At 39.8% G+C, this 26,122-nt stretch carries 21 protein-coding genes; 10 read left to right on the top strand and 11 right to left on the bottom strand.

What is annotated here, in order from left to right:
* The coding region (locus OA91_RS23105; RefSeq protein WP_157203881.1) for a transposase at positions 1-717 on the top strand (717 nt) is incomplete at its 5' end.
* A 210-nt stretch (positions 718-927) separates the two neighbouring features.
* Here the strand turns inward: OA91_RS23105 and OA91_RS23110 are convergent.
* Complete coding sequence (locus OA91_RS23110; RefSeq protein WP_063336955.1) at positions 928-1,704, bottom strand: c-type cytochrome; 777 nt, start codon at positions 1,702-1,704, stop codon at positions 928-930.
* 259 nt (positions 1,705-1,963) lie between these two features.
* On the opposite strand from OA91_RS23110, the gene OA91_RS23115 reads away from it, so the two are divergent.
* Positions 1,964-2,842, top strand: a complete 879-nt coding sequence (locus OA91_RS23115; RefSeq protein ID WP_063336954.1) for a class I SAM-dependent methyltransferase — start codon at positions 1,964-1,966, stop codon at positions 2,840-2,842.
* A gap of 266 nt (positions 2,843-3,108) precedes the next feature.
* Positions 3,109-3,360 carry a hypothetical protein gene (locus tag OA91_RS23120; protein WP_063336953.1) on the top strand — a complete coding sequence of 84 codons (252 nt, stop codon included), beginning with the start codon at positions 3,109-3,111 and terminating at the stop codon, positions 3,358-3,360.
* 91 nt (positions 3,361-3,451) lie between these two features.
* On the opposite strand, the gene OA91_RS23125 is transcribed toward OA91_RS23120, so the two are convergent.
* Entirely contained in the window at positions 3,452-3,703 is a 252-nt protein-coding gene (locus OA91_RS23125) for a hypothetical protein (protein ID WP_063336952.1), read from the bottom strand.
* 519 nt (positions 3,704-4,222) lie between these two features.
* Between OA91_RS23125 and OA91_RS23130 the strand changes: the two genes are divergently transcribed.
* Positions 4,223-5,380, top strand: a complete 1,158-nt coding sequence (locus OA91_RS23130; RefSeq protein WP_063336951.1) for a BCCT family transporter — start codon at positions 4,223-4,225, stop codon at positions 5,378-5,380.
* 155 nt (positions 5,381-5,535) lie between these two features.
* Positions 5,536-7,818, top strand: coding sequence for a bifunctional diguanylate cyclase/phosphodiesterase (locus OA91_RS23135; RefSeq protein ID WP_063336950.1), 2,283 nt, complete (start codon positions 5,536-5,538; stop codon positions 7,816-7,818).
* Between the two features lie 33 nt (positions 7,819-7,851).
* Here OA91_RS23135 and prpF read toward each other — a convergent pair whose 3' ends face one another.
* From prpF to OA91_RS23160, 5 genes are all read right to left on the bottom strand, one after another.
* Positions 7,852-9,030 (bottom strand): 2-methylaconitate cis-trans isomerase PrpF, encoded by a 1,179-nt coding sequence (gene prpF / locus OA91_RS23140; protein ID WP_063336949.1) that lies wholly within the window; start codon positions 9,028-9,030, stop codon positions 7,852-7,854.
* A gap of 118 nt (positions 9,031-9,148) precedes the next feature.
* Positions 9,149-11,752: a Fe/S-dependent 2-methylisocitrate dehydratase AcnD gene (gene acnD / locus OA91_RS23145; protein WP_063336948.1), complete on the bottom strand. Its 2,604-nt coding sequence runs from the start codon at positions 11,750-11,752 to the stop codon at positions 9,149-9,151.
* 203 nt (positions 11,753-11,955) lie between these two features.
* Positions 11,956-13,080 carry a bifunctional 2-methylcitrate synthase/citrate synthase gene (gene prpC, locus OA91_RS23150; protein ID WP_063336947.1) on the bottom strand — a complete coding sequence of 375 codons (1,125 nt, stop codon included), beginning with the start codon at positions 13,078-13,080 and terminating at the stop codon, positions 11,956-11,958.
* 128 nt (positions 13,081-13,208) lie between these two features.
* Positions 13,209-14,114 carry a methylisocitrate lyase gene (prpB, locus tag OA91_RS23155; protein ID WP_063336946.1) on the bottom strand — a complete coding sequence of 302 codons (906 nt, stop codon included), beginning with the start codon at positions 14,112-14,114 and terminating at the stop codon, positions 13,209-13,211.
* 24 nt (positions 14,115-14,138) lie between these two features.
* The gene (locus tag OA91_RS23160) at positions 14,139-14,831 is read right to left on the bottom strand and encodes a GntR family transcriptional regulator (protein WP_063336945.1); all 693 of its coding nucleotides are present in this window, start codon (positions 14,829-14,831) and stop codon (positions 14,139-14,141) included.
* A gap of 364 nt (positions 14,832-15,195) precedes the next feature.
* On the opposite strand from OA91_RS23160, the gene OA91_RS23165 reads away from it, so the two are divergent.
* Positions 15,196-16,455 (top strand): iron-containing alcohol dehydrogenase, encoded by a 1,260-nt coding sequence (locus tag OA91_RS23165; RefSeq protein WP_063336944.1) that lies wholly within the window; start codon positions 15,196-15,198, stop codon positions 16,453-16,455.
* A 67-nt stretch (positions 16,456-16,522) separates the two neighbouring features.
* On the opposite strand, the gene OA91_RS23170 is transcribed toward OA91_RS23165, so the two are convergent.
* Positions 16,523-17,782 (bottom strand): HD-GYP domain-containing protein, encoded by a 1,260-nt coding sequence (locus tag OA91_RS23170; protein WP_063336943.1) that lies wholly within the window; start codon positions 17,780-17,782, stop codon positions 16,523-16,525.
* A 496-nt stretch (positions 17,783-18,278) separates the two neighbouring features.
* On the opposite strand from OA91_RS23170, the gene OA91_RS23175 reads away from it, so the two are divergent.
* Both OA91_RS23175 and OA91_RS23180 read left to right on the top strand, forming a co-directional pair.
* The gene (locus OA91_RS23175; protein WP_082828096.1) at positions 18,279-19,805 is read left to right on the top strand and encodes an extracellular solute-binding protein; all 1,527 of its coding nucleotides are present in this window, start codon (positions 18,279-18,281) and stop codon (positions 19,803-19,805) included.
* Entirely contained in the window at positions 19,798-21,498 is a 1,701-nt protein-coding gene (locus OA91_RS23180; protein WP_063336942.1) for a diguanylate cyclase, read from the top strand. Before OA91_RS23175 ends, OA91_RS23180 begins: the two co-directional genes overlap by 8 nt.
* A gap of 60 nt (positions 21,499-21,558) precedes the next feature.
* On the opposite strand, the gene OA91_RS23185 is transcribed toward OA91_RS23180, so the two are convergent.
* Together OA91_RS23185 and OA91_RS23190 are read right to left on the bottom strand one after the other, a co-directional pair.
* Entirely contained in the window at positions 21,559-22,890 is a 1,332-nt protein-coding gene (locus OA91_RS23185; RefSeq protein WP_063336941.1) for a sensor histidine kinase, read from the bottom strand.
* The gene (locus OA91_RS23190) at positions 22,887-23,612 is read right to left on the bottom strand and encodes a response regulator transcription factor (RefSeq protein ID WP_063336940.1); all 726 of its coding nucleotides are present in this window, start codon (positions 23,610-23,612) and stop codon (positions 22,887-22,889) included. Before OA91_RS23190 ends, OA91_RS23185 begins: the two co-directional genes overlap by 4 nt.
* A gap of 172 nt (positions 23,613-23,784) precedes the next feature.
* On the opposite strand from OA91_RS23190, the gene OA91_RS23195 reads away from it, so the two are divergent.
* Positions 23,785-24,222, top strand: coding sequence for a Spy/CpxP family protein refolding chaperone (locus tag OA91_RS23195; RefSeq protein WP_063336939.1), 438 nt, complete (start codon positions 23,785-23,787; stop codon positions 24,220-24,222).
* A 98-nt stretch (positions 24,223-24,320) separates the two neighbouring features.
* Positions 24,321-24,515 (top strand): hypothetical protein, encoded by a 195-nt coding sequence (locus tag OA91_RS23200; protein ID WP_046017128.1) that lies wholly within the window; start codon positions 24,321-24,323, stop codon positions 24,513-24,515.
* A gap of 117 nt (positions 24,516-24,632) precedes the next feature.
* Here OA91_RS23200 and OA91_RS23205 read toward each other — a convergent pair whose 3' ends face one another.
* A complete protein-coding gene (locus OA91_RS23205) occupies positions 24,633-26,030 on the bottom strand; it encodes a YdgA family protein (protein ID WP_063336938.1) in 1,398 nt (465 codons plus the stop codon).
* Positions 26,031-26,122 lie beyond the last annotated feature (92 nt).

The following is a 26,122-nucleotide window of genomic DNA, read 5'->3' on the forward strand; positions in this document are numbered from 1 at the left end:
CCTGATAGTGGCTACATGGTGCGAGATCAAAAACCTAAAGGCTTTTTCTATCTCGATCACCGTACTGTTGATAGTAAAGTCAACATCATCACGGATGTGCATGTTACATCGGGAAATGTACATGATGCGCGCCCTTATATGGCAAGATTAAAACGACAGGAGGATCGGTTTGGTTTTGATGTGCAAGCCGTTGGACTCGATGCAGGCTATAACACAGCAGCGCTATGCAAGCAGCTGGAAGATAAAGGGATCTTCCCTGCGATCGCTTATCGCCGCTTAAATCATAAAGCAGGCATGTTCTATAAAAAGGATTATCAATACGATCCTGACACGAATACCTATCAATGCCCACAGGGCCAATCTCTTATCTATAAAACAACGACAAGAGAAGGGTATCGCCATTATCAATCTAACTCGGCGGAATGTGTCGCATGCCCAACGCTGAAGCAGTGTACGAAGAACGCGAAATATGTCAAAACAATCACACGTCATCTCTGGCAAGACAGCAAAGAGAGAGCGAATTTAAAACGTCTGAGTGAACGCGGTAAGAGAATTTATAAACGACGAAAAGAAACAGTAGAACGCAGTTTTGCCGATGCAAAAGAGCTGCATGGTTATCGTTATGCACGCTTCAGGGGTCAGCCTAAGGTCCAAGCTCAAGCATTAATGACAGCCGCAGCGCAAAACATAAAGAAAATAGCCATGCTAACGGGCTAGAAAGAGAAAAGACTTGATAATGACCATGACGGCATCATTTTGCGTTTTATAAGCGTAATAGAAAGGCAAGTAAGTACATTAAAAGGGAAATAATTTAAATAGAGAGAAAAGGTTTCAAAATAACAAACCCCAGATTTTAACTGGGGTTTGTCACTAATCTGAACGCCCATTATTTAATGGGCGTTTTTTTTATGTATCAAGAAAGATTAGTTAATTAGTATGAGACTCAGGAAGTTTAAGCTTCTGAATATAAGCACCTAAATGTCGCCTATCTTTTTCATTCAGTTTTTGACTAATCATTTGCATAGGATTATCAAATAAATTGTCCGTCGTACGCTTACCCTTGCTATAGCTTTCTAGGGTCATACGAACATACCTAGCATGTTGCCCTGTTAATTTAGGCGCTTTATCTAAACCAATAATTCGACCTTCACCATAAACCCCATGGCAGTTTTGACAGGCCTCTATCCCTCGTTTTTCATCCCCTTTTAAATATAAAATTGCGCCTAGCTTAGCCCATGCATCATCTTCTTTTTGAGTATGTCTTAGGGGGTCCAAACTCACATCAATCGCTTGAGATGTTCCAATAGATTGACCGGCATAATAATGCGCAATAGATTGCAACTCATCATCTGTATACTGATTGAGAGAGCCTTTCATTTCATTGGTAACTCGATAGCCAGATTTAAAATTAATGAGCTGATCATAAAGGTAACTCATATCCTGACCGGCTAAGTTAGGTACTTGCTTTAAGCTTGTTTCAGAAATGGCAGGATGGCCAGTTAATCCATGGCATTGTACACAAGTCACCCCATTCACATCCTTACGTTGAATTAAGCTTATAGGGCTCTGCTTTTTAAGCTCTCCTGCAAGTTCTTCTTGCTCTGGCATAGGCTCAGTATTGGCATTTGCATTAAACACCAAACTGTAAAATAAAATTACTACCGCCCTATTAAATCGATTATCTAACTCAAATAGTTTCTTCATTGAAGTTTACCTATCCTTTCTCAAACACAAACATGCGTTGATCTAATCCCTATCCTCATCACCTAAAGTAAGAACATGACGTGTCATTTATCAATCTATACAAGCTTTTTTAGTTATTCAAAGTATTAAATGTAGGAGATAGAGATATGCAAACTTAAGTCAATAAAGTGTCAGGTAATTCACTGGACAAAAATTTAATATTCACTTAAGACTCAAAATTTAGACTGTCTCCATTGATTAATAAGAGAGGAACTCAGGCATGTCTAAATTTTCAAAAATGTCATCAGCAGAAGTGATGGCCCTAGTTAGAACAATTGGCAATAAAGAAACTGATAAGAAACTTCAAGCAGGAGATTATTTAGCTGAACTCTTTTTACCTCGACCCTTTAAATTTGCGTTAAACCTCTCACCTGTGAGAAAGATATTAAAATCCATCTACGCAAAAAAAATCCCTGGCGGCTTTCCCTATATAGTCGCAAAATCTCGCGCCATCGACGATCTGTTAGAAGAATCGTTATCACAAGGCAATATTCAACAACTCGTGTTTTTAGGTGCAGGCTATGATACTCGAGCATATCGCTATAAAGAGCACCTAACGAGAACTCGTATTTTCGAAATTGATCACCCAGAGATACTAGAGAGGAAAAAGGCACTTATCGATAAGCGCCAATTAAACCTTGATAACCTAGTCTATTGCGCTGCAAATTTTGAAGATGGAAAAGATGAATTCACAAGCCAGTGGCTGCAAGATCAAGGCATTAAAACTGATGTCAAAACCCTATTTATTATTGACGGTGTTTCGTATTTTATTTCACCAGATGCATTTGATAATGTTGTTGAAGTCATTACTCAGTTTAAAACTGGCTCAGAATTAATTTTTGACTATGCCTATCACGAAATTTTAGAAAACAAAACTTATCGTGGTAGTGAAGAATTTAAAGCATCCTTAAAACGTATGGGAGAACCTGTTGTTAATGGTATTAAGGAAAACGAAATCAGTGCCTATCTCAAACGTTTTAACCTTAAACTGCTTAACCTCTTTCGCCCCCATGACTTGGAAAAAAGCTACCTCACAGGATCAAATGGACACACCACCAAGCCCTATGGCTTTTTAGATATAGTGCGTGTAAAAGTGTAATCAGAGCCTATTTTTTACAAAGGAGTGAGCTTCCATGGATGCTCACTCCCCTTTTGCGGCTACGCTTAAAACAGCTAATTTAATCTATAAAATAACTAGACTTAAGTAGAATTAACCTTCTTTATCTAACCAGTTTTTCTTCTTTTTACCATCAATAACTAATACTGGTTCGAATATCACTTTCTATAAGATGAAAATCTTTGACTATAATGAGAAGAGGTCTATACCCAAATTATCATTTTGTTAAAAATTTTAAGGAGGATGAAATGTCGATTAAATTACTTGCGAAGAAAACTGCAACAAATCTAATGGCAGAGTTTGAAAAGGACATGAATCAAGCTGAGCTCACTAAACACATAGAGGAGTTACTGGTAGAAGTTGTCAATATGACAAAAACTGAATGTGATCCTATTAAGCTTTCATGCTGTCAGTCAGACCAAGATATAGCCCATAAAATGGCACATGAGATAAGACACCAAGAAGACATAGTCATGGCTAACCTCATGGGTTTAAGATGATAGCATTTCTAATATTAGCTAGGTACTAGCTCAAAAAGTTAAGAAGGTAAAAACCTGATTTACAAAGGTTTTTACCTTTGAGACTTACAAGTTAGTACAAACGTTTTAATTGTTTTTTTGCATCCTTAATGCTGATAAAACCATCTTTGTCTGAATCCGCTTTTTTGAAGTACTTCTCTTTACCACCCGCTTTTTTAAACTCATGAAGATTAATCTGATTATCACCATCAAGATCAAGTTCTTTGACTTTATCTAACCCCTTTTTAGCTGACTTAAGATCAAAGGCAACCGCCGAACTCACACAAAACACCAAAGCAATAAAAACCACAAAAGAACGCATCATAATTTCAGCCTAAAATTGAGAAACCCGATAAAATATATAAACCAATTAGTTTTAAAACAGCATATCACTGTTAAGGAATCTAGAAGCTTTTATCACATTCTGAGGCAGAAAGGTTCATTCTCAGCTTCTATAAGCAAGATGATAGGAGAAATACGTTAAATCTACTATTACTAATATAAGCAAGGAAACAAAAAATTTCCTAGTGTAAGTTTAACTATAATCACGTTCACTTCTGTACTTGCTAATAAACCCTCTTGCTATATCATTACGCCCTTTTTGGGGAAACTATACTGAATCCCCCCTTCACACTCACTGAAAACGACGTATGAGCCATATCGCCCATCTCTTTATTGACTTTAAATTTAGTCAGTGCGATTTTTATATTAAATGATCATTTAATTAAACAACCATTCAATAAAAAAACAAATAAAATTCAATCAGTTGCTTAGGATGAAGTCATTTTCTTCTTGATTAGTGTAAGCACTGAGTAACCAAGTTTCTTAACTGCTAGGAGTGTTTATGAACACCTTATTGAGTGCAGGTATTATTTTTACTCTGCTCGCAATCGTATTTTGTCTCTATCGTTGGGGTAATTTGAAATGTGTTGGGGTCACCCCAGTCAAAACCTTTACCTTTATCGCGATTTTGTTCACATCTGGTCTAGATGTTGGGCTTATCATGTTCCCGCTTACTGAGTTCGCAGGTTATGCAGATCATACAGCTAGCCCTGAATATGCCTTTAGTAACCCACTCGCAATCGAATTTGCCTATTGGGGCTTTCTTATTTGGGGCTTCTACTTTTTAACTAGCTTCTACTTTTGCGTGATTGAACCAAAGGTTGGCTTTTTTGAAATTCCTTTTGTGAAGCTAATCAATAACATTGTCATTATTGGAACCTGTGCCTTCACAGCTTACCTTCTATTATCTAACCTACCTTGGTACCTACCAGAGCTAAGCGAAGAAGGCAGTATTGTGACTACCTTTTATGTCATAGTATTTGTCGTTATTATTGCAGCTATTTTCTCAAGCACGGATATCAAGTATGTTAGAATTTTGAGCTTGGCTTCCACTTGGCTCTTCCTAGCTCTGATTGCTGTCATGTGGTCACTTGCTGCTATGGGTCCAAACGAAATGCTTGATGCCGCCAACCTAATTGGTAACTATTTCGTTAATATTCATAAATTTGTCCTACCTATTAATGATTACCACGAGTTTTATCTTTTCTGGTGGTTTGCTTGGAGCATCATGATTGGGCAGTTTACATCACGTTTTGTCGGTGGTTTGCGCACATGGCAAGTACTAGCCGCTTTGCTTATCTTCCCATCTATTCCACTTGCTACATGGTTTAGCGTACTCTTCTTCTACCATGAGAATGGCTTAGACAGTTCTGGTTTTGTTGGCATATCTATGGTTATTGTTGGTATCACTTTTGTGATTAACTCACTAGACTCGCTTATACGTTTATATAGCGACAATCTAAAACTCACACCCAAACGTCTAGGTAAAGTGCCTTATATCCTAGGTAACCTAGTCGCATTGTGTGCCCTAACTATGTTATTCAAACTGGATTTCTTACAAATCCAATGGGTAGGTGCACTCGTTATCCTGCTTTATTTTGCTTGCTTTGGCTTTATTATGCTGAAGAAACGTAAAGAGGTATTAGCTATCAAAGGCTAATCCAAAAACTCTTGCTAAAGTTGAAAAGCCGCTTTATTTCAAAGCGGCTTTTTTATTACTCTAATAAAAAAGAAAAACAAATACTTCCTTAAACATAAGCTTAATGCCTCAAGTTTTCTTGATTAGGCTAGAATAAGTTATCAAGGAACCTAAATATGAGCGATAAAAACAAAACAAAAACACAATTGCTTGATGAAATAGCCAGTTTACAAGAGGAGTTATCCTTATTAAATCAGACTAAAAAAGCCCAGTCTGAAGAGCTATTTAAGAGTGAGGAAAGGTTCGCCCTAGCAATGCGTGGTGCCAGTGATGGTCTATGGGATTGGGATTTAATCACTGACAAAGTCTATTACTCTCCCCGCTGGAAATCCATGCTAGGGTATGAAGAGCATGAGTTGGGTAGTTCACTCGATACTTGGGCAAGCTTAGTGCACCCAGAAGAAAAAGAAACTATATTAGAATCAGTCCAAAATTACCTCTCCAATAAGACAGACGCATTTGAAGTAGAAATGCGCATGCGCCACAAAACTGGCAGCTATATTTATATCCGCTCAAGAGCATTTAAAGTCATAAATGAGCAGAAACAAACTACTGTTCGCCTCATTGGCACACATGTGGATATAACTAAACGAAAAAAAGCCGAACTCTTCAGCAAAAGAAGTACCAAAATTTTAGCCATGATAGCAAAGGGAAATGCGGCCTCTGAGATTTATGATGAAATCGCTTATATGTATGAAGAAAGGCACCCTGGTATGCGCTGCTGCATGCTGATATTAGAAAAGGATAAACTACTCTACGGTGGAGCCCCTAGCCTACCTAAAGCCTATTGTGAAGCAATAAATGGCTCAACGATTGGTCCAAATGTCGGATCATGCGGTACAGCAAGCTATACAGGCGAGCGAGTTCTAAGTGAGGATATTGCTACAGACCCTAGATGGGCCAGTGTGAAGCACATCGCTTTACCATATGGACTCAGATCTTGCTGGTCGGAGCCAGTAAAAGATGCCTCTGGAAGAATCTTAGGCGCCTTTGGTATGTACTATAACTACCCCGGCCTACCTAATGACGAAGAGCTAGATGATCTTATCTCAGCGGTAAGACTGGTTAGTATTATCATGGATAGAGAGAACAATCTAAAACGTATTAAAGAATTAGCTTATACCGATGAACTTACAGGCCTTTCAAGTCGCGCCCAACTCTATATCAGCCTTGAAAAATTGATTAAAGAATCAGAAAGAAACAAACGCTCTTTCAATCTTATCTACTTAGATCTTGATAACTTTAAGCAAGTAAACGATAGCCTAGGACATGATGAAGGCGATAATTTACTCAAGATAATTGCCTCAAGACTTACAAATCTAGAAAGCGATATTAAATTAGCTGCACGCCTAGGTGGTGATGAGTTTTGCATTATTGCCCATGACAACAAAGACAAGAAAAGCCAAGTTATTGAACTAGCCAAACTTTGTTTAAAAACCATATCCAAACCTGTCATTTTATCCGGCAGAAAATTCATTCCTACGTGTAGCCTTGGCATTGCTAGGTATCCAATCGATGGCAATAATCTCACCAGCCTATTAAAAGCCGCAGACACTGCTCTCTACTCAGCAAAAGAGCAAGGTAAAAACGGTTACGCCTTTTATAAAATCGAGCTTACCCAAAAGGCCGAATATAGATTTAAAATGGAGCAACACTTAAGAGAGGCAATTGAGCACGAACAACTAACTTTGGTTTATCAGTGTCAAGTTGCTATTGAGAATCGCGAAGTTGTTGGTGTTGAGGCGCTTGCAAGGTGGCATCATCCTTTATTAGGCGATGTTTCACCGAATGACTTTATTCCCATTGCAGAACGTATAGGAATGATTAAACCTCTAACTCATTGGGTATTAAAACAAGCTGCGAAACAAGCGGTGATCTGGAAAAAGCAAGGCATTAACCTACCCCGTATTGCCGTCAACATTTCTCCTAATCACTTCTTAGAGTCAGACTTTGTTAGCTTGATAGAAGACACCTTACAAGCAACAGAATTAGATGCAAAATGCTTAAAATTAGAAGTTACAGAAAGTGCAGTACAAATAAATAGAGCTAATCTAGACACTTTCAATCGATTAAAAGAGATTGGTGTCTTGATAGCAATCGATGACTTTGGCACAGGTTACTCTTCATTTGCATCACTAAAACACCTCCATGTGGATGTTTTGAAAATAGATAAATACTTCATCAACGACCTATTAACCAACGTTAAAGCCAGACACCTATACTCCTCCATGATAGAGATGGGACAAAAGTTAGGGTATGAAATTATTGCAGAAGGAGTAGAGGATCAAGCTCAGTTAGCATTACTTACTGAGCTTGGCTGTGACACAGTTCAAGGTTTTATCTTTAGCCGCCCAAAAGATGCCAAGGAAACCCAAAAATGCTTAAGCAAGTTATCTTAATAGACCTGCTTAGAGATATTGTAATAAACCTAGTTAGAAAGCATCCTGAGGAACACGAACCCAACCTTCCATCAAGACTCTAGCACTTCGACTCATAATCGCACGATCAACAGACCACTCACCCTCTGTCTCACTGGCTTTGGCTCCAACACGCAATGTGCCTGAAGGATGGCCAAAGGTCACAGATTGCCTTTCATTGCCACCAGCTGCGAGATTAACTAAGGTACCCGGAATTGCAGCAGCGGTTCCAATTGCAACGGCCGCTGTACCCATCATGGCATGGTGTAATTTCCCCATAGATAAGGCCCTGACACAGACATCAATATCTTTCGCACTTACATTTGAGCCACTTGAAGCCTGATAATCTTTAGCCGGTGCAACAAAAGCAACCTTAGGAGTATGTTGACGCTGCTCAGCTTCATCAATTGATTGAATCAATCCCATTTTTAGCGCCCCATGCGCACGAATAGATTCAAACTTAGCTAATGCTTTTGCATCACCATTGATTGCATCTTGAAGCTCAGTGCCTGTATAACCAAGCTCAACTGCATTTAAGAAAATGGTTGGAATACCCGCATTGATTAAAGTTGCCTGAAATGACCCATAGTCAGCAACATCAAGCTGATCTACCAACTGACCAGTGGGAAACATGGCTCCCTCACCGTCGGCAGGGTCAACAAATTCCACTTCGACTTCCGCCGCAGGGAAAGTCACGCCATCAAGCTCGAAGTCACCAGTTTCTTGTACCTCACCATTGGTCATAGGAACATGAGCAACAATGGTTTTTTCGATATTCGCTTGCCAGATATTAATGGTAGCTAAGCCATTTTCAGGTAATTTATCCGCATCGACTAAGCCATTAGAAATCGCAAAAGCCCCAACCGCAGCCGTTAAATTGCCACAGTTACCACTCCAATCTACAAAGGCTTTATCAATCGCTACTTGGCCAAATAAATAGTTCACATCATGATCGGCTTTGTCAGATTTAGAAATGATAACTGTTTTACTTGTGCTTGAGGTTGCACCACCCATACCATCCGTCTGTTTACCATATGGATCAGGGCTACCTATCACACGAAGCAATAAATCATCCCTCACTTTACCCGGAACACGTGCGGCTTCGGGTAAGTCTTCTAAACTAAAAAATACGCCTTTACTTGTACCACCGCGCATATAAGTCGCAGGAATTTTAACTTGTGGTAAATGTGCCATACCAAGTTACCTCTATTGGGCATGCTTTAATCAAAGCAATAAAAAGGGCGAGTGGGACCCACAAGAAAATAGGCAGAAAAGCTGCGAGCCCCACTCATAAACTTAAACAAAAGTGCAATTAAGCATTATTGGCTAAAAAGTCTTGTGCGAAACGCTGTAATACACCACCAGCTTCATATACAGAAACTTCTTCTGCCGTATCAAGACGACACGTAACAGGAACCTCTACACGTTCGCCATTTTTACGTTCAATAATCAGAGTTAATGTCGCACCTGGCGTTCTATCACCAATAACATCATAGGTTTCTGTGCCATCAATTTGGTAAGTATGGCGATTCTCACCTGCTTTAAACTCAAGCGGTAATACACCCATACCAACTAGGTTTGTTCTATGAATACGCTCAAAGCCTTCCGCCACAATCACCTCAACACCAGCCAGACGAACACCTTTAGCTGCCCAGTCGCGAGAAGAACCTTGCCCGTAATCTGCGCCAGCAACAATAATCAAAGGTTGTTTACGGTCCATATAGGTTTCAATCGCTTCCCACATGCGACTTTCTTGACCTTCAGGCTCAATACGCGCTAATGAACCCTGCTTAATCTCACCTTGTTCATCAAGGCACATTTCATTAAGCAGTTTAGGGTTAGCAAAAGTCGCTCTTTGCGCCGTTAAGTGGTCACCACGGTGAGTAGCGTAAGAGTTAAAGTCTTCTTCTGGTAAACCCATTTTGTCTAAATAAGCCCCAGCGGCACTGTTAAGCATAATGGCATTAGAAGGAGACAAGTGGTCTGTGGTGATATTGTCACCCAGTACCGCTAATGGACGCATACCTTTCATGGTTCGCTCACCAGCAAGTGCGCCTTCCCAATAAGGTGGTCTACGAATATAGGTACTCTGTGGGCGCCAGTCATAGAGAGGACTTGGTGCTCTATCAATTGCTCCAAGGTCAAACATAGGAATATAAATTTGTTTGAACTGCTCAGGCTTCACGGCTTTAGCAACGATTTCATCTATCTCTTCGTCACTTGGCCAAATATCTTTCAGGCTAATATCATTACCATCTTGATCTTGTCCTAGAATGTCTTTTTCAATATCAAAGCGCATTGTTCCTGCAATAGCATAAGCCACAACCAAAGGCGGAGAGGCAAGGAAAGCCTGTTTAGCATAAGGGTGGATTCGACCATCAAAGTTTCGGTTACCTGATAACACGGCTGTTGCATATAAATCTCTGTCAATTACTTCCTGTTGAATCTTAGGATCAAGTGCACCACTCATGCCGTTACAAGTCGTACAAGCGTACGCCACGATACCAAAACCTAATTTTTCAAGCTCAGGTAGCAAACCAGCTTCTTCTAGATACAGTTTTGCAACTTTAGAACCGGGAGCAAAAGAGGTTTTCACCCAAGGCTTTCGAATCAAGCCAAGCTCATTGGCTTTCTTAGCCACAAGAGCCGCAGCAACAACGTTACGAGGGTTTGAAGTATTAGTACAAGACGTAATTGCCGCGATAATGACAGCACCATCAGGCATTTGCCCATCAGCCTCTTGTGCTTTAGCCGCATCAAGCCCTACTGCAATCCCACGTGACTCTAATTCTGTGGTTGGTAAACGACGATGAGGGTTAGATGGACCAGCCATATTGCGGCACACACTAGAAAGGTCAAACTCAAGTACTCTTTCATATTGAGCTTCAACAAGATCATCTGCCCAAAGGCCAGTTTGTTTTGCATATTCTTCGACTAAAGCTACTTGCTCTGGTTCACGTCCTGTAAGTTTAAGGTAATCAATCGTTTGTTCATCGATATAGAACATACCAGCAGAAGCACCAAACTCAGGTGTCATATTAGAGATAGTGGCACGATCACCTATGGTTAACTTACTGGCACCTTCACCGAAGAATTCTAAGTAAGAGGACACAACCTTTTCGTTACGAAGGAACTCAGTAATTGCCAAAACAATGTCGGTAGCCGTAATACCAGGCTGGCGCTTCCCAACTAATTTCACCCCAATGATATTAGGTAAACGCATCATAGAAGGACGGCCTAACATAACGGTTTCGGCCTCTAAACCACCCACACCGATAGCGATAACACCAAGAGCATCAACATGGGGTGTGTGACTATCAGTTCCTACACAAGTATCAGGGAAAGCAACCCCATCTCTCGCCTGAATCACTGGAGACATTTTTTCTAGGTTGATCTGGTGCATGATGCCATTACCCGCTGGAATCACATCAACATTTTCAAAGGCTGTTTTTGTCCATTCGATAAAATGGAATCTATCTTCATTACGTCTGTCTTCAATTGCCCTATTCTTCTCGAAGGCATCTTTATCAAAGCCAGGTGCCTCAACAGCTAAAGAGTGGTCAACGATTAACTGAGTCGGTACAACTGGATTGACCTTAGCAGGGTCACCACCTTGATCAGCAATCGCATCACGCAGACCGGCTAAATCAACTAATGCGGTTTGTCCAAGAATGTCATGACAAACAACACGAGCTGGGAACCAAGGAAAATCTAAGTCTCTTTTACGCTCAATAATTTGAGTCAGAGCTGCTGTTAAGTTTTCAGGCTCACAACGTCGCACCAGATTTTCTGCTAACACTCTTGAAGTGTAAGGCAAGGTTGCATAAGCCCCTGGTTTAATAGCTTCCACCGCTGCTCGGGTGTCAAAAAAGTCTAGGCCTGTACTAGCCAAAGGTTTGCGATATAAAGTATTCATAATAGCTATCCAGCAGTATCAAGAGACAAACAGTTAATAAAAACGCCCATCTGAATAAAAGTTTAAGCGGTATTCAAGGCGACAAAACACTCTAAAAAAAGCTTTAGTAAGCGCTTTTTAGACATGCTTTATTGCGCATCAATAAATAAGGATCGGACAAATCAGGTGAGGCCGAGTTTTAATACTCAGCCTCACCAAGTCAATTAACGTTCGCCAATCGGTTTAACAGTACGAGGTTCAGAACCTGTATAGTCAGCGCTTGGTCGAATAATACGGTTATTCGCTCTTTGCTCCATTACATGGGCAGCCCAGCCAGTTAGACGTGAGCACACAAAGATTGGCGTAAAGAGCTTTGTTGGAATACCCATAAAATGATAAGCCGATGCATGGAAGAAATCAGCATTACAAAATAGCTTTTTGGTGTCCCACATAAACTCTTCACAAGCCACTGAAATGTCGTATAAAGAAGTATCACCATTCTCATGAGCCAGCTTCTCAGACCATTTTTTGATGATGACATTACGAGGATCTGAGGTGCTATATATCGCATGACCAAACCCCATGATTTTCTCTTTACGTTCAAGCATGCCCGCCATTTGCACCTTGGCATCTTCTGGCGAAGAAAACTTCTCTATCATATCCATTGCCGCTTCATTGGCACCACCGTGCAGAGGGCCACGTAATGAACCAATCGCACCTGTGACACAAGAATACATATCAGACAAGGTAGAGGCACAAACACGCGCGGTGAATGTAGACGCATTAAATTCATGCTCAGCATAAAGAATTAAGGACACATCCATTACACGGCGATGCTGATCAGAAGGGGTTTTGCCACTCATGAGTTTAAGTAAATGACCACCAATAGAATCTTCATCTGTATTACAGTCAATCTCGACACCCTCATGAGAGAAACGGTACCAGTAACACATGATGGCAGGGAAAGCGCCAAGAAGGCGATTCGCCGCTTTGTCTTGATCATTAAAATCAACTTCTGGCTCAAGGTTACCCAAGAATGAAGCACCGGTACGCATCACATCCATTGGATGCGCATCAGCCGGAATACGTTGTAAGACTTCTTTTAACGCCTGAGGTAAATCACGCATTCCTCTTAACTGAGTTTTATAGGTATCAAGCTGAGCTCGATTAGGTAATTCACCGTTAAAAAGCAAATAGGCGACTTCTTCAAAGCTAGCGTTATCCGCAAGATCTGACACATCATAACCACAATAGGTTAAGCCACTGCCCGATTTACCAACGGTGCAAAGGGCTGTTTCGCCCGCACTTTGTCCGCGAAGTCCCGCACCTGTTAATTTTTTAGCTGTCATAATTACACCTTTTCCTATAGCAAAGCCCTTTGAGACAATCCTTTATAGGCCATCTCGATAAAGACAGACCTACCAAAAGACAATGCTGATAATTTGATTTACGTTTTTGTTATTCTTTAACCATCAAGTTATTTGTTCTTACCTTGAGAAAATAGCTGATCAAGCTTTTGCTCATATTCGTGGTAACCAAGATAATCATACAGTTCCATGCGGGTTTGCATGTTATCAATCGCTGCTTTTTGATCGCCGTCAGCTAACAGGGTTTGATAAACATTTTCAGCCGCTTTATTCATGGCTCTAAAAGCAGAAAGAGGATAAAGCACCATAGCAGCACCCCACTCACCTAGCTCTTTCTTGTTCCATAGCTCAGTCTGACCAAATTCAGTAATATTAGCCAAAATAGGCACATCTAAGGCTTCAGAGAATGCTCGGTAATGCTCTTCTGTCTTCACCGCTTCAGCGAAAATGCCATCAGCACCAGCAGCAACGTAAGCTTTTGCTCTTGCAATTGCGGCTTCTAATCCTTCTTGAGCGAAAGAGTCAGTACGCGCCATGATGAAAAAATCAGGATCGATACGAGCATCGACAGCTGCTTTGATTCTGTCAGTCATTTCTTCAACAGAAACGATTTCTTTATTCGGTCTGTGACCACAACGTTTTTGCGCCACTTGATCTTCAATATGAACTGCAGCAGCACCTGCCTTTTCCATATCACGAATAGTTTTAGCTATGTTAAATGCGCCACCCCAACCCGTATCAATATCCACTAATAAAGGTAGACTTGAAGCAGACGTAATACGCTGAACATCAACGATGACATCGTTAAGTGATGTCATACCCAAATCAGGCAAACCGTAAGAGGCATTCGCCACGCCGCCACCAGATAAGTAAATTGCTTGATGACCTAACTGTTCTGCCATCATGGCGCAGTACGCATTGATGGTTCCGACAATTTGCAGTGGCGCGTTATTTTTAAGGGCTAATCGAAACTTAGCACCAGGTGATAACCTTGTTTGTGACGAATCTTGCGACATGATATGTGTCCCCTTACCTATTGATTATTGGTTGAGCTTATTTTGCTCAGCGATTTTGTTTTCGATATTTTTGCGAGAAGCCGCAATGTGACGACGCATAAGAAGCTCAGCAAGCTCTCCGTCTCTATCACTTATGGCTTCGATAATTCTGGAGTGTTCAGAAAAAGCACGGCTCGCCCTTGGGCTATTCATGCCAAATTGGCAACGATACATACGGACAAGGTGATACAGCTGTCCGCAAATAAGATTAATAAGTTGAGCGTTGTGACTACCTAAAATCACTTTATAGTGAAAATCTAAATCACCCTTTTCTTGGTAATAAGCGACACCATCTTGTAAATCCTGCGCGGTAGAATGTTGTGACAACATGGCCTTCATGTCGACAATTTCTTCATCCGTCATATTTTCAGCGGCTTGACGACAGGCCATACCTTCTAAAGCCTCACGAGTAATATAAAGCTCTAATAAACCTTTAATGCTGCACTCAACAACACGAGAGCCTACATTTGGCTTGCGTTCAACAAGGTGGCATTTTTCTAGGCGATTCAAGGCTTCACGCAAGGTAGAGCGGCTTACTTGATATTGTTTAGCTAACTCAGGCTCACTGATTTTACTACCAGCTAAAATGTCGCCCTCAACAATAGCATGCTGAATCTGCTCAAAGACTTTGTCTGCAGTAGTGACTGCTAAGGTTTTTGTTGGATTATCAAGAGGCATAACATTGTCTACAATTTGTTTGATTAATGAGCATACTAAAGAAAATTCAGCATATGTCAATCCTACTCAAAGCTAATTGTCGACAATTATAGTTCGATATCTGTTCAATTGAGGAAAAGAATCTAATTATTTGGCTAATTGTCTTACACTTTAATAGCTCTTCACCTAAAACCCACTTACTTTAATCAAATTGTCTTCGCACCTTTTAACGCTTCTTATAGCGCTCAGTTATCAAGTTGGTTAAACACGCTATTTCGGATAGAATCAAAAAAATGTTGTAAAATGAAAACATTAAAGTAAAAAAGAAAGAAAATCGCTAAAAAAGAACACAAAAACAATCACTAATGAAAATTAAAGGTGAGACATGACAGCTTTATTAAAGAGTTTTGAATTTGCTCAGTGGCCAAAAATTCACTATGGCGAAGGTATTAGTCAGAACTTAAAAACAGAATTAAGCGATTTAGACACTGTGTTATGGGTAACAGGCGGTAAAAGCGGTAACTATTCTTCTTATTTTAAGCTTTTCATCGAGCTCTCTGGTATTGAAATAGAAGCGGATCATATTGTCCAGATTGGCGCTGAACCAAGCCCTTGTGATATCGATGCCATCACTCGCCGTTTCCAAAACACCCAACATCAAACTCAGATTACTAAAGTCATTGCGATAGGTGGCGGTTCAGTACTCGATGCAGGGAAAGCCCTAGCTGCCATGTTAATGACAAAACACAGCTTATTAGATTATTTAGAAGGGGTCGGTAAAGGTTTACCTCTGCCAGATCAGATTCTTCCTTTCATTGCGATACCAACAACCTCTGGTACAGGCAGTGAAATGACCTCAAATGCCGTTTTTAGTCAGGTAGGAAACAAAGGTTTTAAAAAATCCATCCGACATGACAAGTTAATCCCAACAGAGATTTGGCTTGATTCACGCCTAACTATGTCCTGTCCTCCTCTTCAGACGGCTTGCTGTGGATTAGATGCCTTTACACAATTACTCGAAGCCTATCTCTCAACTAAAAGCAGCCTGATTACAGACACACTCGCTGAAAAAGGGCTTGAACTTATTATTAAAAACCTCATTCCAGCCTGCACAAATAAAGCTGATGATCCTGATGTAAGAGGCGAGCTTGCCTTAGCGGCTATGCTATCTGGCAGCTGCTTAGCCAATGCAGGCCTTGGTATAGTGCATGGTATCGCAGGCCCTATGGGAGGGTTTTACGAGATACCCCATGGTGTTGCTTGTGCAGGTCTTATTGCTGAAGCTAACCAAGCGACTCTGAATGCTTTGATCAAGGAAAGCAGTTCAAACAAGAGTGCTGAAATCTCTTCACAAGCAAGGACGAGTGCCATTTTTAAGATGGCAAAAATTGGTCGTCTCTGCGCTCAAGAAAGAGACCTATTAGGCGGTACCTTATCTGACGGTGACTTATCAGAATTGGACTACTGTCAGATATTAGTAGACACTCTGTTTGCTTGGCAAAAAGCGCTTAATATCCCTAAATTTCGCAAATATGGTTTGAATACAGATGAGCTTGACGCTTTAGTGAAGGCATCTAGCAATCGCAATAACCCAGTAGTATTAAGCCAAACAGAGATTAAAGCACTCATTACAGCGTGTATTTGAAGCTAGATTTAGGAATTTACAAGAAACAAAGAATAGGTCGCTTTATAGCGACCTATTCGAGACTCAATTAAGCTTTATCAGTGTGATCAAAGTAATAATTAACACGCATTCTTGGATTTAAGTAGGAAAACACTTCTTCAGATAACTGGCTAGGGTGAATCGCTTTTACTATCTTAAGATCTTCATTTTCGTCCAAATCTAAAATAACAGCCTCATCTTTAGGAACATGCGGGTCATAAATCAGGACATTTGGTGCAAGTAGTTTATTCAGATTGACTGAGATAACCAAAGCACATTGGCCGCTATCTAGCTCAACCACGGTACCTGGCGGGTAAATCCCCAATAACTTAACCAAAAGACTAAGCGAATCTTCTTCGTACTTTGCCTTATCCACTTTAAATTGATGTGCCAAAGCAGCAAAAGGCGTTTTCGCATTTTTAATATTAATAGGATGACACAAGCTATCGTAGTTATTTACCACAGATAAAATATGTGAAAGCGGATCAAGCTCCTTACCCTCTAAGCCCAAAGGATGGCCGCTACCATCATAAAACTCATGGTGCTGCTCTATCAGTTTAAGCGCCCTATCATCAAAGTTAGATGAGGTAACCAGCAATTCAATACTGTATTTAGGATGTAGTTTTAAAAAATTACTTTCAGCCGCATTTAACGGCTCTGTTTTTCGCAATATTTGAGCAGGTATCTTAAGTTTACCAACATCATGAAAAAGACCAGCAAGCCCTAACAAGGTTAAATCTTCCTTGCCTAGACCCTTTTTCTTACCCAATAGCATAGCCAGAACAGACACATTTAACGCATGATAATAAAGACCTTCATCTTCTTTACTCTCATTCATCAAATGTAAGACAGCATCACCCTTATTAAGTAGGTGGTCTGTAATTTCATCAATTAATTCAGTTGCTTGATCAACAGACTGCGCAGGTTTGTTACGCATATCTCGCATGATATTACGTACATGGTTCATAGAGTTCTGAAAACATTTTTCAGTACGGCCTAAATCTGATTTAAATGATTTAAGTTTTTGCATACGCTCTTCTTTAATCAGCGTAAGCTCGTCTTTTAACTCTTCAACCTCAGCTTCGTCTTGGGTATCTTCTACCAACTCCGACATGGGAATAGGTTTAGCATCACTTTTACTTGGAACAGCCATAACATGGCGCACTCCAAGGCTTTTAATAATCTTAATCTGATCATCTGTTTTAATCTTAAAGTGATTAAGAACAAACGGGTGCTGAAACCACTTTAAAGGCAGTTGCACATATATACCTGGCTGTAACTGCTCAACCGCTACCTTAACGCCCTTCATAAAATATCATTACACCTTAAAAAAAATTTACACTGGCTAACTTATTATATGCAAAACACTTGTTCTCAAAACTAGAATACATCAAACAACTGCAAGTATTTTTATAGTTAAGCTCAGTTTTATAACCTAAGTTTAACATTCTCTAATGAGAAAACCATAAAGCATTTACTCTAATCAATCCTATCTAGGCTTTCTTAAATAAACCTTAATTATCGAAAGCTTAGACTAATACCCCCTTATAAAATGAGACTTAACAGGCTCAACAAAAGGCTTAAGGAAAGGTTTTGTTTTATCGAATCAACTCAACTAAAACCGTCATTTTCAAGCCATCTAAAGTGATTAGGTTTCAAATTTTTACTAATTGGTAACAAATTTTGTAGACAGGAAACACTTACATAAAATAACATTGATGCGAGTATAAATTAATGAACTAAACTGAATAAACACCTAATCCATAACTCTCAGCCCGAGTAGGTTGATAAGATGCTGGCCTTTTATGATTACAAGGAATTTAGTTAGCATAGCGGGAACAATATTAAATAAAACCTTATTTAATCGTTATTTATTTAATATATGTTTGGCATATTGTGCTGTTTTCTATTCTAGCGCACAGGCAGAAGGCCATGGCTTGCACCCATTCAAACTCACTGACATTCCAGATATAAGCAACAAAAAATCGATTACCCTAGTTGCTGAAGATGGCTTTTGGACTGAACATCTCAAAAACGAACTACTGCCAAAATTTACCAAGCACACAGGGGTTTCTGTCAAACTGATTCCTATGTCCCTTGGGGACATGTATGAGACACAAACCAAATCACTAATGCATGGCAAAGGCAAATACGACCTGCTTACCATGGAAGCGGGCTGGTCTAAAGAGTGGGCAACCCGAGGTCTGACAACACCCTTGCACAGGCTTGCTTCAAAGTATGACAACTCAGGCCTACATGGCATCGATGAGCACCTCTCATCTTTTTACCCTAATCTATTACAGATACTCTCTTATAAGGGTCAATCACACTCTATTCCCTATAATAATTACACTATGGGTAACCATTACCGACAAGATTTATTTGAACACCCAGCAGAGCGTGCTGAATTTCAAAAAAGCTATGGTTATGCCCTATCGCCACCCAAAAGCTTAAATAACTTAATTGATGTTGCGCGCTTTTTTACACGTTATAAAGGCGAGTTTTTAGCAGGAAAAATATTACAGCATGACTTTTACGGCCTAACCCTAATGTCAGGTAATAAGCCTCATATTAACGATGAGTTTTCCTCCCTATTATGGGGATTAGGCGGAAGCTGGCTCACCCCTGAATATAATGACATGGGCGACATTGATCACTTTATAGTTAAAGCAAATAGTCAAACCGCCATAGAAGCAGCTAAGGCTTATTTAAACCTATTGGATTTTGCAGCACCAGCCGATGAAAGCTCCGCTTATTTAGAATCAGCGCAAGCGCTCGCCAATGACAGAGTGGCCATGTGGCCCTTTGCCTATAACAATCTCTGGTCAATTTCGGCACAAGTAGAAGAGAATATTCCTGGCGCTAAAATAGGTATTAGCTCCTCACCGCTTGGCAAACCTTATACAGGTGCTTACGCCCTAGCCGTTGCCTATGATAGCCAAAATCCAGAAGCCGCCTATTGGTTACTTAAATACATCACGTCTTTTGAAGGCCAACTTGCCTATGCCAAAGGGGGCGGTAATCCATGCCGATTAGACGTCGCCCTTTTAGACGACTTTAACTCTGCTGAAATGTACCCTATCAGTGGTTCGTTTAGACAAAACCATAAAGACAATCTTGCTTGGAGTGATCAAATCTTAAGCCTTGGGCACTTCACTAGTACTGCCATGGGTAAAATTTACCCAGAACTTATGAGAACCGCCTATTTAATTAGAAGCAAACAACTTACACCAAAAAATGCATTAAACCAGTTACAAGCTAAAATTTATGAATTGCAAAACTTACATGGTGAAATTGCCGCTTTTAATCAAGTAAGGATTGGGGATGACTAGCGTTAAACATTTAACCCTAAGAACAAAACTTATTTTAGCCTTTGGCTTGATTGCTAGCTTTTCAATCATCTCCTCTGGTGCTGCTGTCTATTTGTTTAAAGCCTATCAAGCCCAACTACTTAGCGTGTCACAAAGCCAAGGTGAGCCTCTAATAAGAAGCACAGACCACATAGAGAAACTAAGAACATTAAGCCTTCAGCTTGAAAGGATTAAGAGTGCGGATGGATTATCCCAACGTATTATCGCCTTAGAAGAAATAGAGCTTCAATGGAGCAGGCTATTAACCGATTTGGAAGCAACTAAAGCGCTCAATCCTGATTTATCTGAAATCTATACCTACAAACCAGAATCAATTAAACAGCTGTTAACTGCCATCCCTATCATGTCTCGTATCATTGGCGAGCTTTATTACACCCAAGAGCAAAACGAGACTATCCATTACGATGTGCTAAAACGACAAGAGAGCATACTCGCCTTTTACAGGCTTGAGATCCACTCTACGCGACAGCAAATCGCCGTTATCATGCAGGCAGAGAATAGCCGAAAGCTCAACTTACTCACTGACATAGAGCGCAGAATCAACAAACTCACAAGCCTGTTATTAGAAGGCTTATCAAGTAAACATAATCAAGAACTCTCCCGTCTTGCCCATAGGTCATTGATTGTCTTAAGAGAAATTGAACAACTTAACAATCTACTAGATCAAAATATACAAACAGCCACCGCTGCTTGGATTACTCAAGTAAAACCCTATGTAGCAAGTGTTGACTCAGTTTTTCAACAAAGAAAAAGGCAAATCAGACTTAAACGCATTTTAAACAGCCACATAGACCAACACGTCCTTAAAATAAACAAACTCGATAAGATCACTCACGACAGTGTTAAATTTCTAAAAAGTGAGATAGTTACCAATGCCTCGCAAATCACCCAAGATATCGCCCTTGCGAGTAAGCTATTAATCGCCCTGGCTATCGTCTGTTTAATTAGCGTATTTTTAATCGTTTGGTTATTCGTCGGTCGACATATAATTCGCCCTTTCATTGAAACTAGTCGCTCTATGCAGTTATTAGCAAAAGGCGAGACCCAGATATCCATACCCAAAAGTAGAGAAAAGGAAGTTAAGAAAATGCTTACTTCCTTAAAGGTATTGCAGAGATATGTTGCTAAAGTTAATGATCTTGCAGAAAAAGACAGCCTAACTAACATCTTTAATCGCCGCCACTTTGACAAGATACTAAGCCAAAGCCTAAGTGACAAAGAGTCTAATACGAGCATTAGCTTACTCATGTGTGATTTGGACCATTTTAAGCCTTACAACGACTATTATGGCCACCAGCAAGGGGATAATTGTCTTAAGTTTTTTGCTCAAATATTAGAAAGATTAAGCGATTGTGTCTCGGATCACGCTTGTCGTTATGGCGGTGAAGAATTTGCAATCATAATCCTCAACAAACCAAGCCATTATGCCGAGTCATTGGCACAATTAATTTGTAACGAGACAAGCAAGGCGTTAATCCCACACAAGCAATCTAAATGTGCCGATGTGGTGACAGTCAGCGTAGGCGTTGCAACTATGCAAATAGATGAAATTAAAGATGTGAACCATCTCATCTCCATTGCCGATAAAGCCTTGTATCAAGCTAAAAACAATGGCAGAAACTGCGTTTTAATTAATGAGAAGCGCTGCAGTTAAGCCGCTACTTTTCCGTTTTACTACTTAGCGTTAAAACGCTATCAACGCCCTTATATACGGCTACTCAGAGTAATCAAGCTGAATTAGAACCTTAGTTCCCTGCCCTAACTCACTTTCAATATCAAACTGGCCAGCATGGGCCTGAACAATCAAATGACATAGATAAAGCCCAAGACCATAACCACCTGTTTTTCTCTGTCTAGCATCATCTACACGATAGAATGCTTGAGTAAGATGCGGAATATGCTCAGGCACAATGCCCTCTCCCTTGTCTTGCACATTCACTTGAATTACACCATCTAGCTTATTCAAGCTCACGGTAACAAGAGATTTAGAGTGCTGTAAGGCATTCATAATCAAATTTCTAAACAGCAACCTGATTCTTGCTGGGTCCAAAGACATACTCTTTATGTTATGAGTCTCAAAAATGATTCTGTCATCAAAATTTAGGTTCAGCTCTAAAATGAGCTCATTCAATAACTCATCTAGCTGGACTTTTTCTAGATTCAGCACCTTATGGTTTGTATTTAAACGTTCTGATTCTAAGATCTCATTGATAAGGTTTTCCATTTCCTGAATGTCACGGCGCAGACTCAATTGCTGTGGATCATGCTCAAGGAGTTCGGTAGCCAGCTTCATTCGCGTTAATGGGGTTCTTAGTTCATGACTAATTGCCAGTAACATTTGGCGTTTAGCCTGCAACATTTTATCAATCTGTTGGGCCATGCTATTCATGACTTGCGTAAGGCTACCTAGTTCATCATCCCGCTTTATCTCCACTTGATGCGTTAAATTACCTTTGGCATATTCCAAACTCGCCGCTTGCAATGTCTTAATTGGTGCAAACAAACTTTTCGTTAAGCGGTAACTCAAATACAACACTACAGGAATAAGTAAAAACACAAGGATGGCGCTGATGGGCATATTAAAGTCGACAAACTCACGCCTTTTACTGATATAGATAAAGCGCTTGTTATCACCTTCTCCCGCTAGAATACGCACATAATAATTACCGCGGGTTCTTGCAACACTGGCATTTTGCGTACTGCTTTCATCATATTTGAGCTCAATCAGCCTCGCCATATCATGCTTACTGCTTTTTGGCTCACTATGCCAAGTTTCATTTGGGCCAATAATGCTGATATTGAACATGAGATTCGTTGCAAGATCTTGCGCAACATCATAGTCAGAAGGGGTTCCAATTCTACTTGCTAATAATTGGCCATAGTCGGCAAAGATATTTTCAAAGCCTTCCCAATTATCCTTGTTTTCATTGGCGATAAAATGAACTCCCGTCACCATCAAAGAAAGTAGAATAAAACAGGTTGTTATAAAATTAATCAGCAGCCGCAACATTAAAGGCATACGATTAAGCCAATTAAGCACTATCATATTTCCTCACCTACAAAACAATAACCCGCACCCCACACGGTTTTAATAAACTCAGTGCTTGTCTCATTGGTAGAAGATGAAGCATGTTTAAATTTTTGTCTTAAACGGCTAATAGCAATATCAACAGAACGGGAAAAGAGTTCGATCTCAACCCCTTTCAAGTGATTCAAAATATCATCTCGAGAAAATACCGTTTGCGGAGACTTAGCCATTAATAACAACAAGCGATATTCAGTTGTAGTTAGCTCTAAAGCCTTACCAAATAAGCACACCTGCTGTCGCTCAAGGTTAATACTCAAGCCTTTAAACTCAATTAAGCCTTCAGAACTTTTGCTCCCCTTGCTGGACTGTGAATCAGTTTGTTTAACCGCTCGTCGAAGAATGGTTTGTAACCTAGCGACTAGCTCTCTTGGCTCAAAGGGTTTAGCAAGATAATCATCCGCTCCAATCTCCAGTCCAATGACCCTATCCATTACATCACCGCGAGCCGTTAGCATAATAATAGGAATATCGCTCTGCTTGCGTATTTGTTTACACACCTCAAAGCCATCTTGTTCGGGCAGCATTACATCTAAAATGATGGCATCAGGCACGTCATTCTCAAGTGCCACATAGCCTTTAGACGGACAATCCGCACTCACAAGCTGCATGTCATAACGAGCAAGATATTGCTCAAGCAAATCGGCCAACGAATCATCGTCATCGATTAAAAGGATCTTCACAGTAAACCACCTTAATACAGAGATTCCGCTCAGATTATAGGATTAAAAACCTAAGTGATACGTCAATTTGCATGAATGTTACAGATTGATACAACTGGATACCTCCATGAAAAGTTTCAAAAAAATAAGTCTCTAATATGGTAATCAATCATATAAACCCAAGGAGATAAGCATGAAACTCTTTAACAAAAAGCACCTTAAAAAGTTACTCGTAGGATCACTGACTCTTTCATTATTTCTTGGCTTAACAGGCTGTAATCGCTCTCCTGAAGAAAGAGCGGATAAGTTTGCAGAAAAAGTCAGTGACAAGTTGGAGTTAAACCAAGCACAAGAAGCACTGTTAATCGATCTTAAAAACAATGCATTAGAAGCAAGTCTTGCGTTAAAAGCCAACAAGCAAACGATGCATTCAGATTTTGAAGATTTAATTAGTCTTAACAGCATTGATCAAGAACAAATGAATCAATTCGCCGATACTAATATTGAACTGTTACATGCCAGTATCAAATCTGTTGTACCTAGCTTTGTTGCCTTTCATGCGAGCCTAAATGAAGAGCAGAAGCAACAGGTGATCGACTTCATTAGTAAGCACAAAAAAGACCGTGACTAACGCTAAATAAGCATGTTGCTAAAGACTTTAATCGTAACAAAGTGGAAAAACTGGCCCTATAGCATTTAGGGTTCAACTTACCTTTTTAGGAAGATGATATGAAAAGCATTAGACAGATTAATGATCAAATCAAGCAAGGATTAGAAGGCATAATTAGTCAGCAAAGGCAGCAACATTTATATCATCAAACTAAATTACGAGAACAAGTTGTCTCTAAATACCTGCAGTTTAATGCCTGTTTATCAGAACAGGAAAGAAGGCAGATAAAGCAGTTTATTGAGCAAAATGCCTGATCTATGGTGTCTGCCCGATTTATAAACGCGGCTCTTTCCACTTGTATAAAAAAGGCCAATACAAAATTACCTGTATTGGCCTTTTCAATTAATTTAGAAAATCATGCTTAACAAAGATTAGAAAGGTAAAGGAACTTGGTTGTTATTTACCTTAAATACATTGTCTTTCAAGCTTAAACTTGCGCTATAGCCCTCATTATCAAGCACAATTAAACCTTGCATATTAATTGTCTGTAACAACATAGGCACTTGAGACTCAGCCAATTGCTCTAGCTGTGCTTGGCTCATCCCTTGAGTTTGTGGGTTCGATGCCAATTGCGACAACATAAACATCTTAGCCGCTAGCTCAACCACAGCCTTATCACCATAAATCTGACCATCTACCAAGGAGTGAGATAACCAGAATTGAGGGTCATTCAAATCATTTGGTAAAGCCGTAATACCTTTTAAACTCGCATTAAGATGTGAGTTAAAAGAACCTTCAGGAATTATTCCCTTCAAATGAGTAATATTAAACTCAGGCTCTGCAATCAATAATGGCAACAAACTTTCATTCAATATTTCCATCATTTCAATTGGCGTAGTATCCGCATTAAAGCTGGCTGTGTGCTTCATCATATCTTGATATTTAAGGAAGAAATCTTCACTTAAATGCTTCAACGATAGACCAAGCTCAAGTTCAGATCCTTCAAAATCATTTGTTTTGATAGTGTCTATTCCGTAAACCATCTCCACATCTAACGCTCTCGATGCTTCATCAATCAGGGTTTTACTTGTAATGTAGGCATTATCAATATCTAACACTTCATTCTTATAATTATGACGGAATGCGGTCTTGGCTAATGCCATTTTGAATTCAGAGTTATAAAAGCCTGAGCTAAAAACATCTTCAAAAGAGCCTTCCATTTCCATATCAACGGATAAATCATTCGAATCAAATACACCAATATCACTTGATGCATTAAAGCTTTTAGCATTGCCTTGATAGTTAAATAACTCGTCTTTATAGCTACCTTGGCCTTGGTAGCCAGAGAAACTGAATTTAGTTGTAGAATCCTCATGAGACGTAAAAGCCACAATCTCATCTTGGTACACACCATTTAATAAAAAGTCATTCTGGCCTTTTATCTGATAAAAAGGCTTGTCTTCTGGCCAGACGACACCTTCTCTAAGCTCATCAGCAGCAACCTTCACTTGCCAATTTAATAAACCTAATGCGAAACCATCATCAGTCAAAATAGGGCCATGAGAAGTAGTCAAATCAAGGTCTGTAATGAGTAACTCGCCTTGGTAATCAGGGCTAGTTGCAGAAATATCATAAGAAATAGACAGCTTACTTTGAGAACTAAACCAACCCATATTTTGCTCAAGAATTTCTAACTTGTAGCCAGGTATCTCATTGATTGCAGCAATAGATTCATTTAATTGCTCCTCTACTTTAGTACCCACAACTTTAGGTGTAATTAGAGCGCCTAGAATAACGACAGAGGCAGTAATAGGAATCGCTTTATTCATATCATAAGTCCATATATTAGTAATCGCTGTACTTTACTTCAAACAATAATAATTATCAGTAACTAGCGAAAAATAAGCTAAAACCAAATATG

It is taken from the genome of Marinomonas sp. SBI8L (assembly GCF_001624705.1).
In the GTDB taxonomy this organism is placed as follows: domain Bacteria; phylum Pseudomonadota; class Gammaproteobacteria; order Pseudomonadales; family Marinomonadaceae; genus Marinomonas.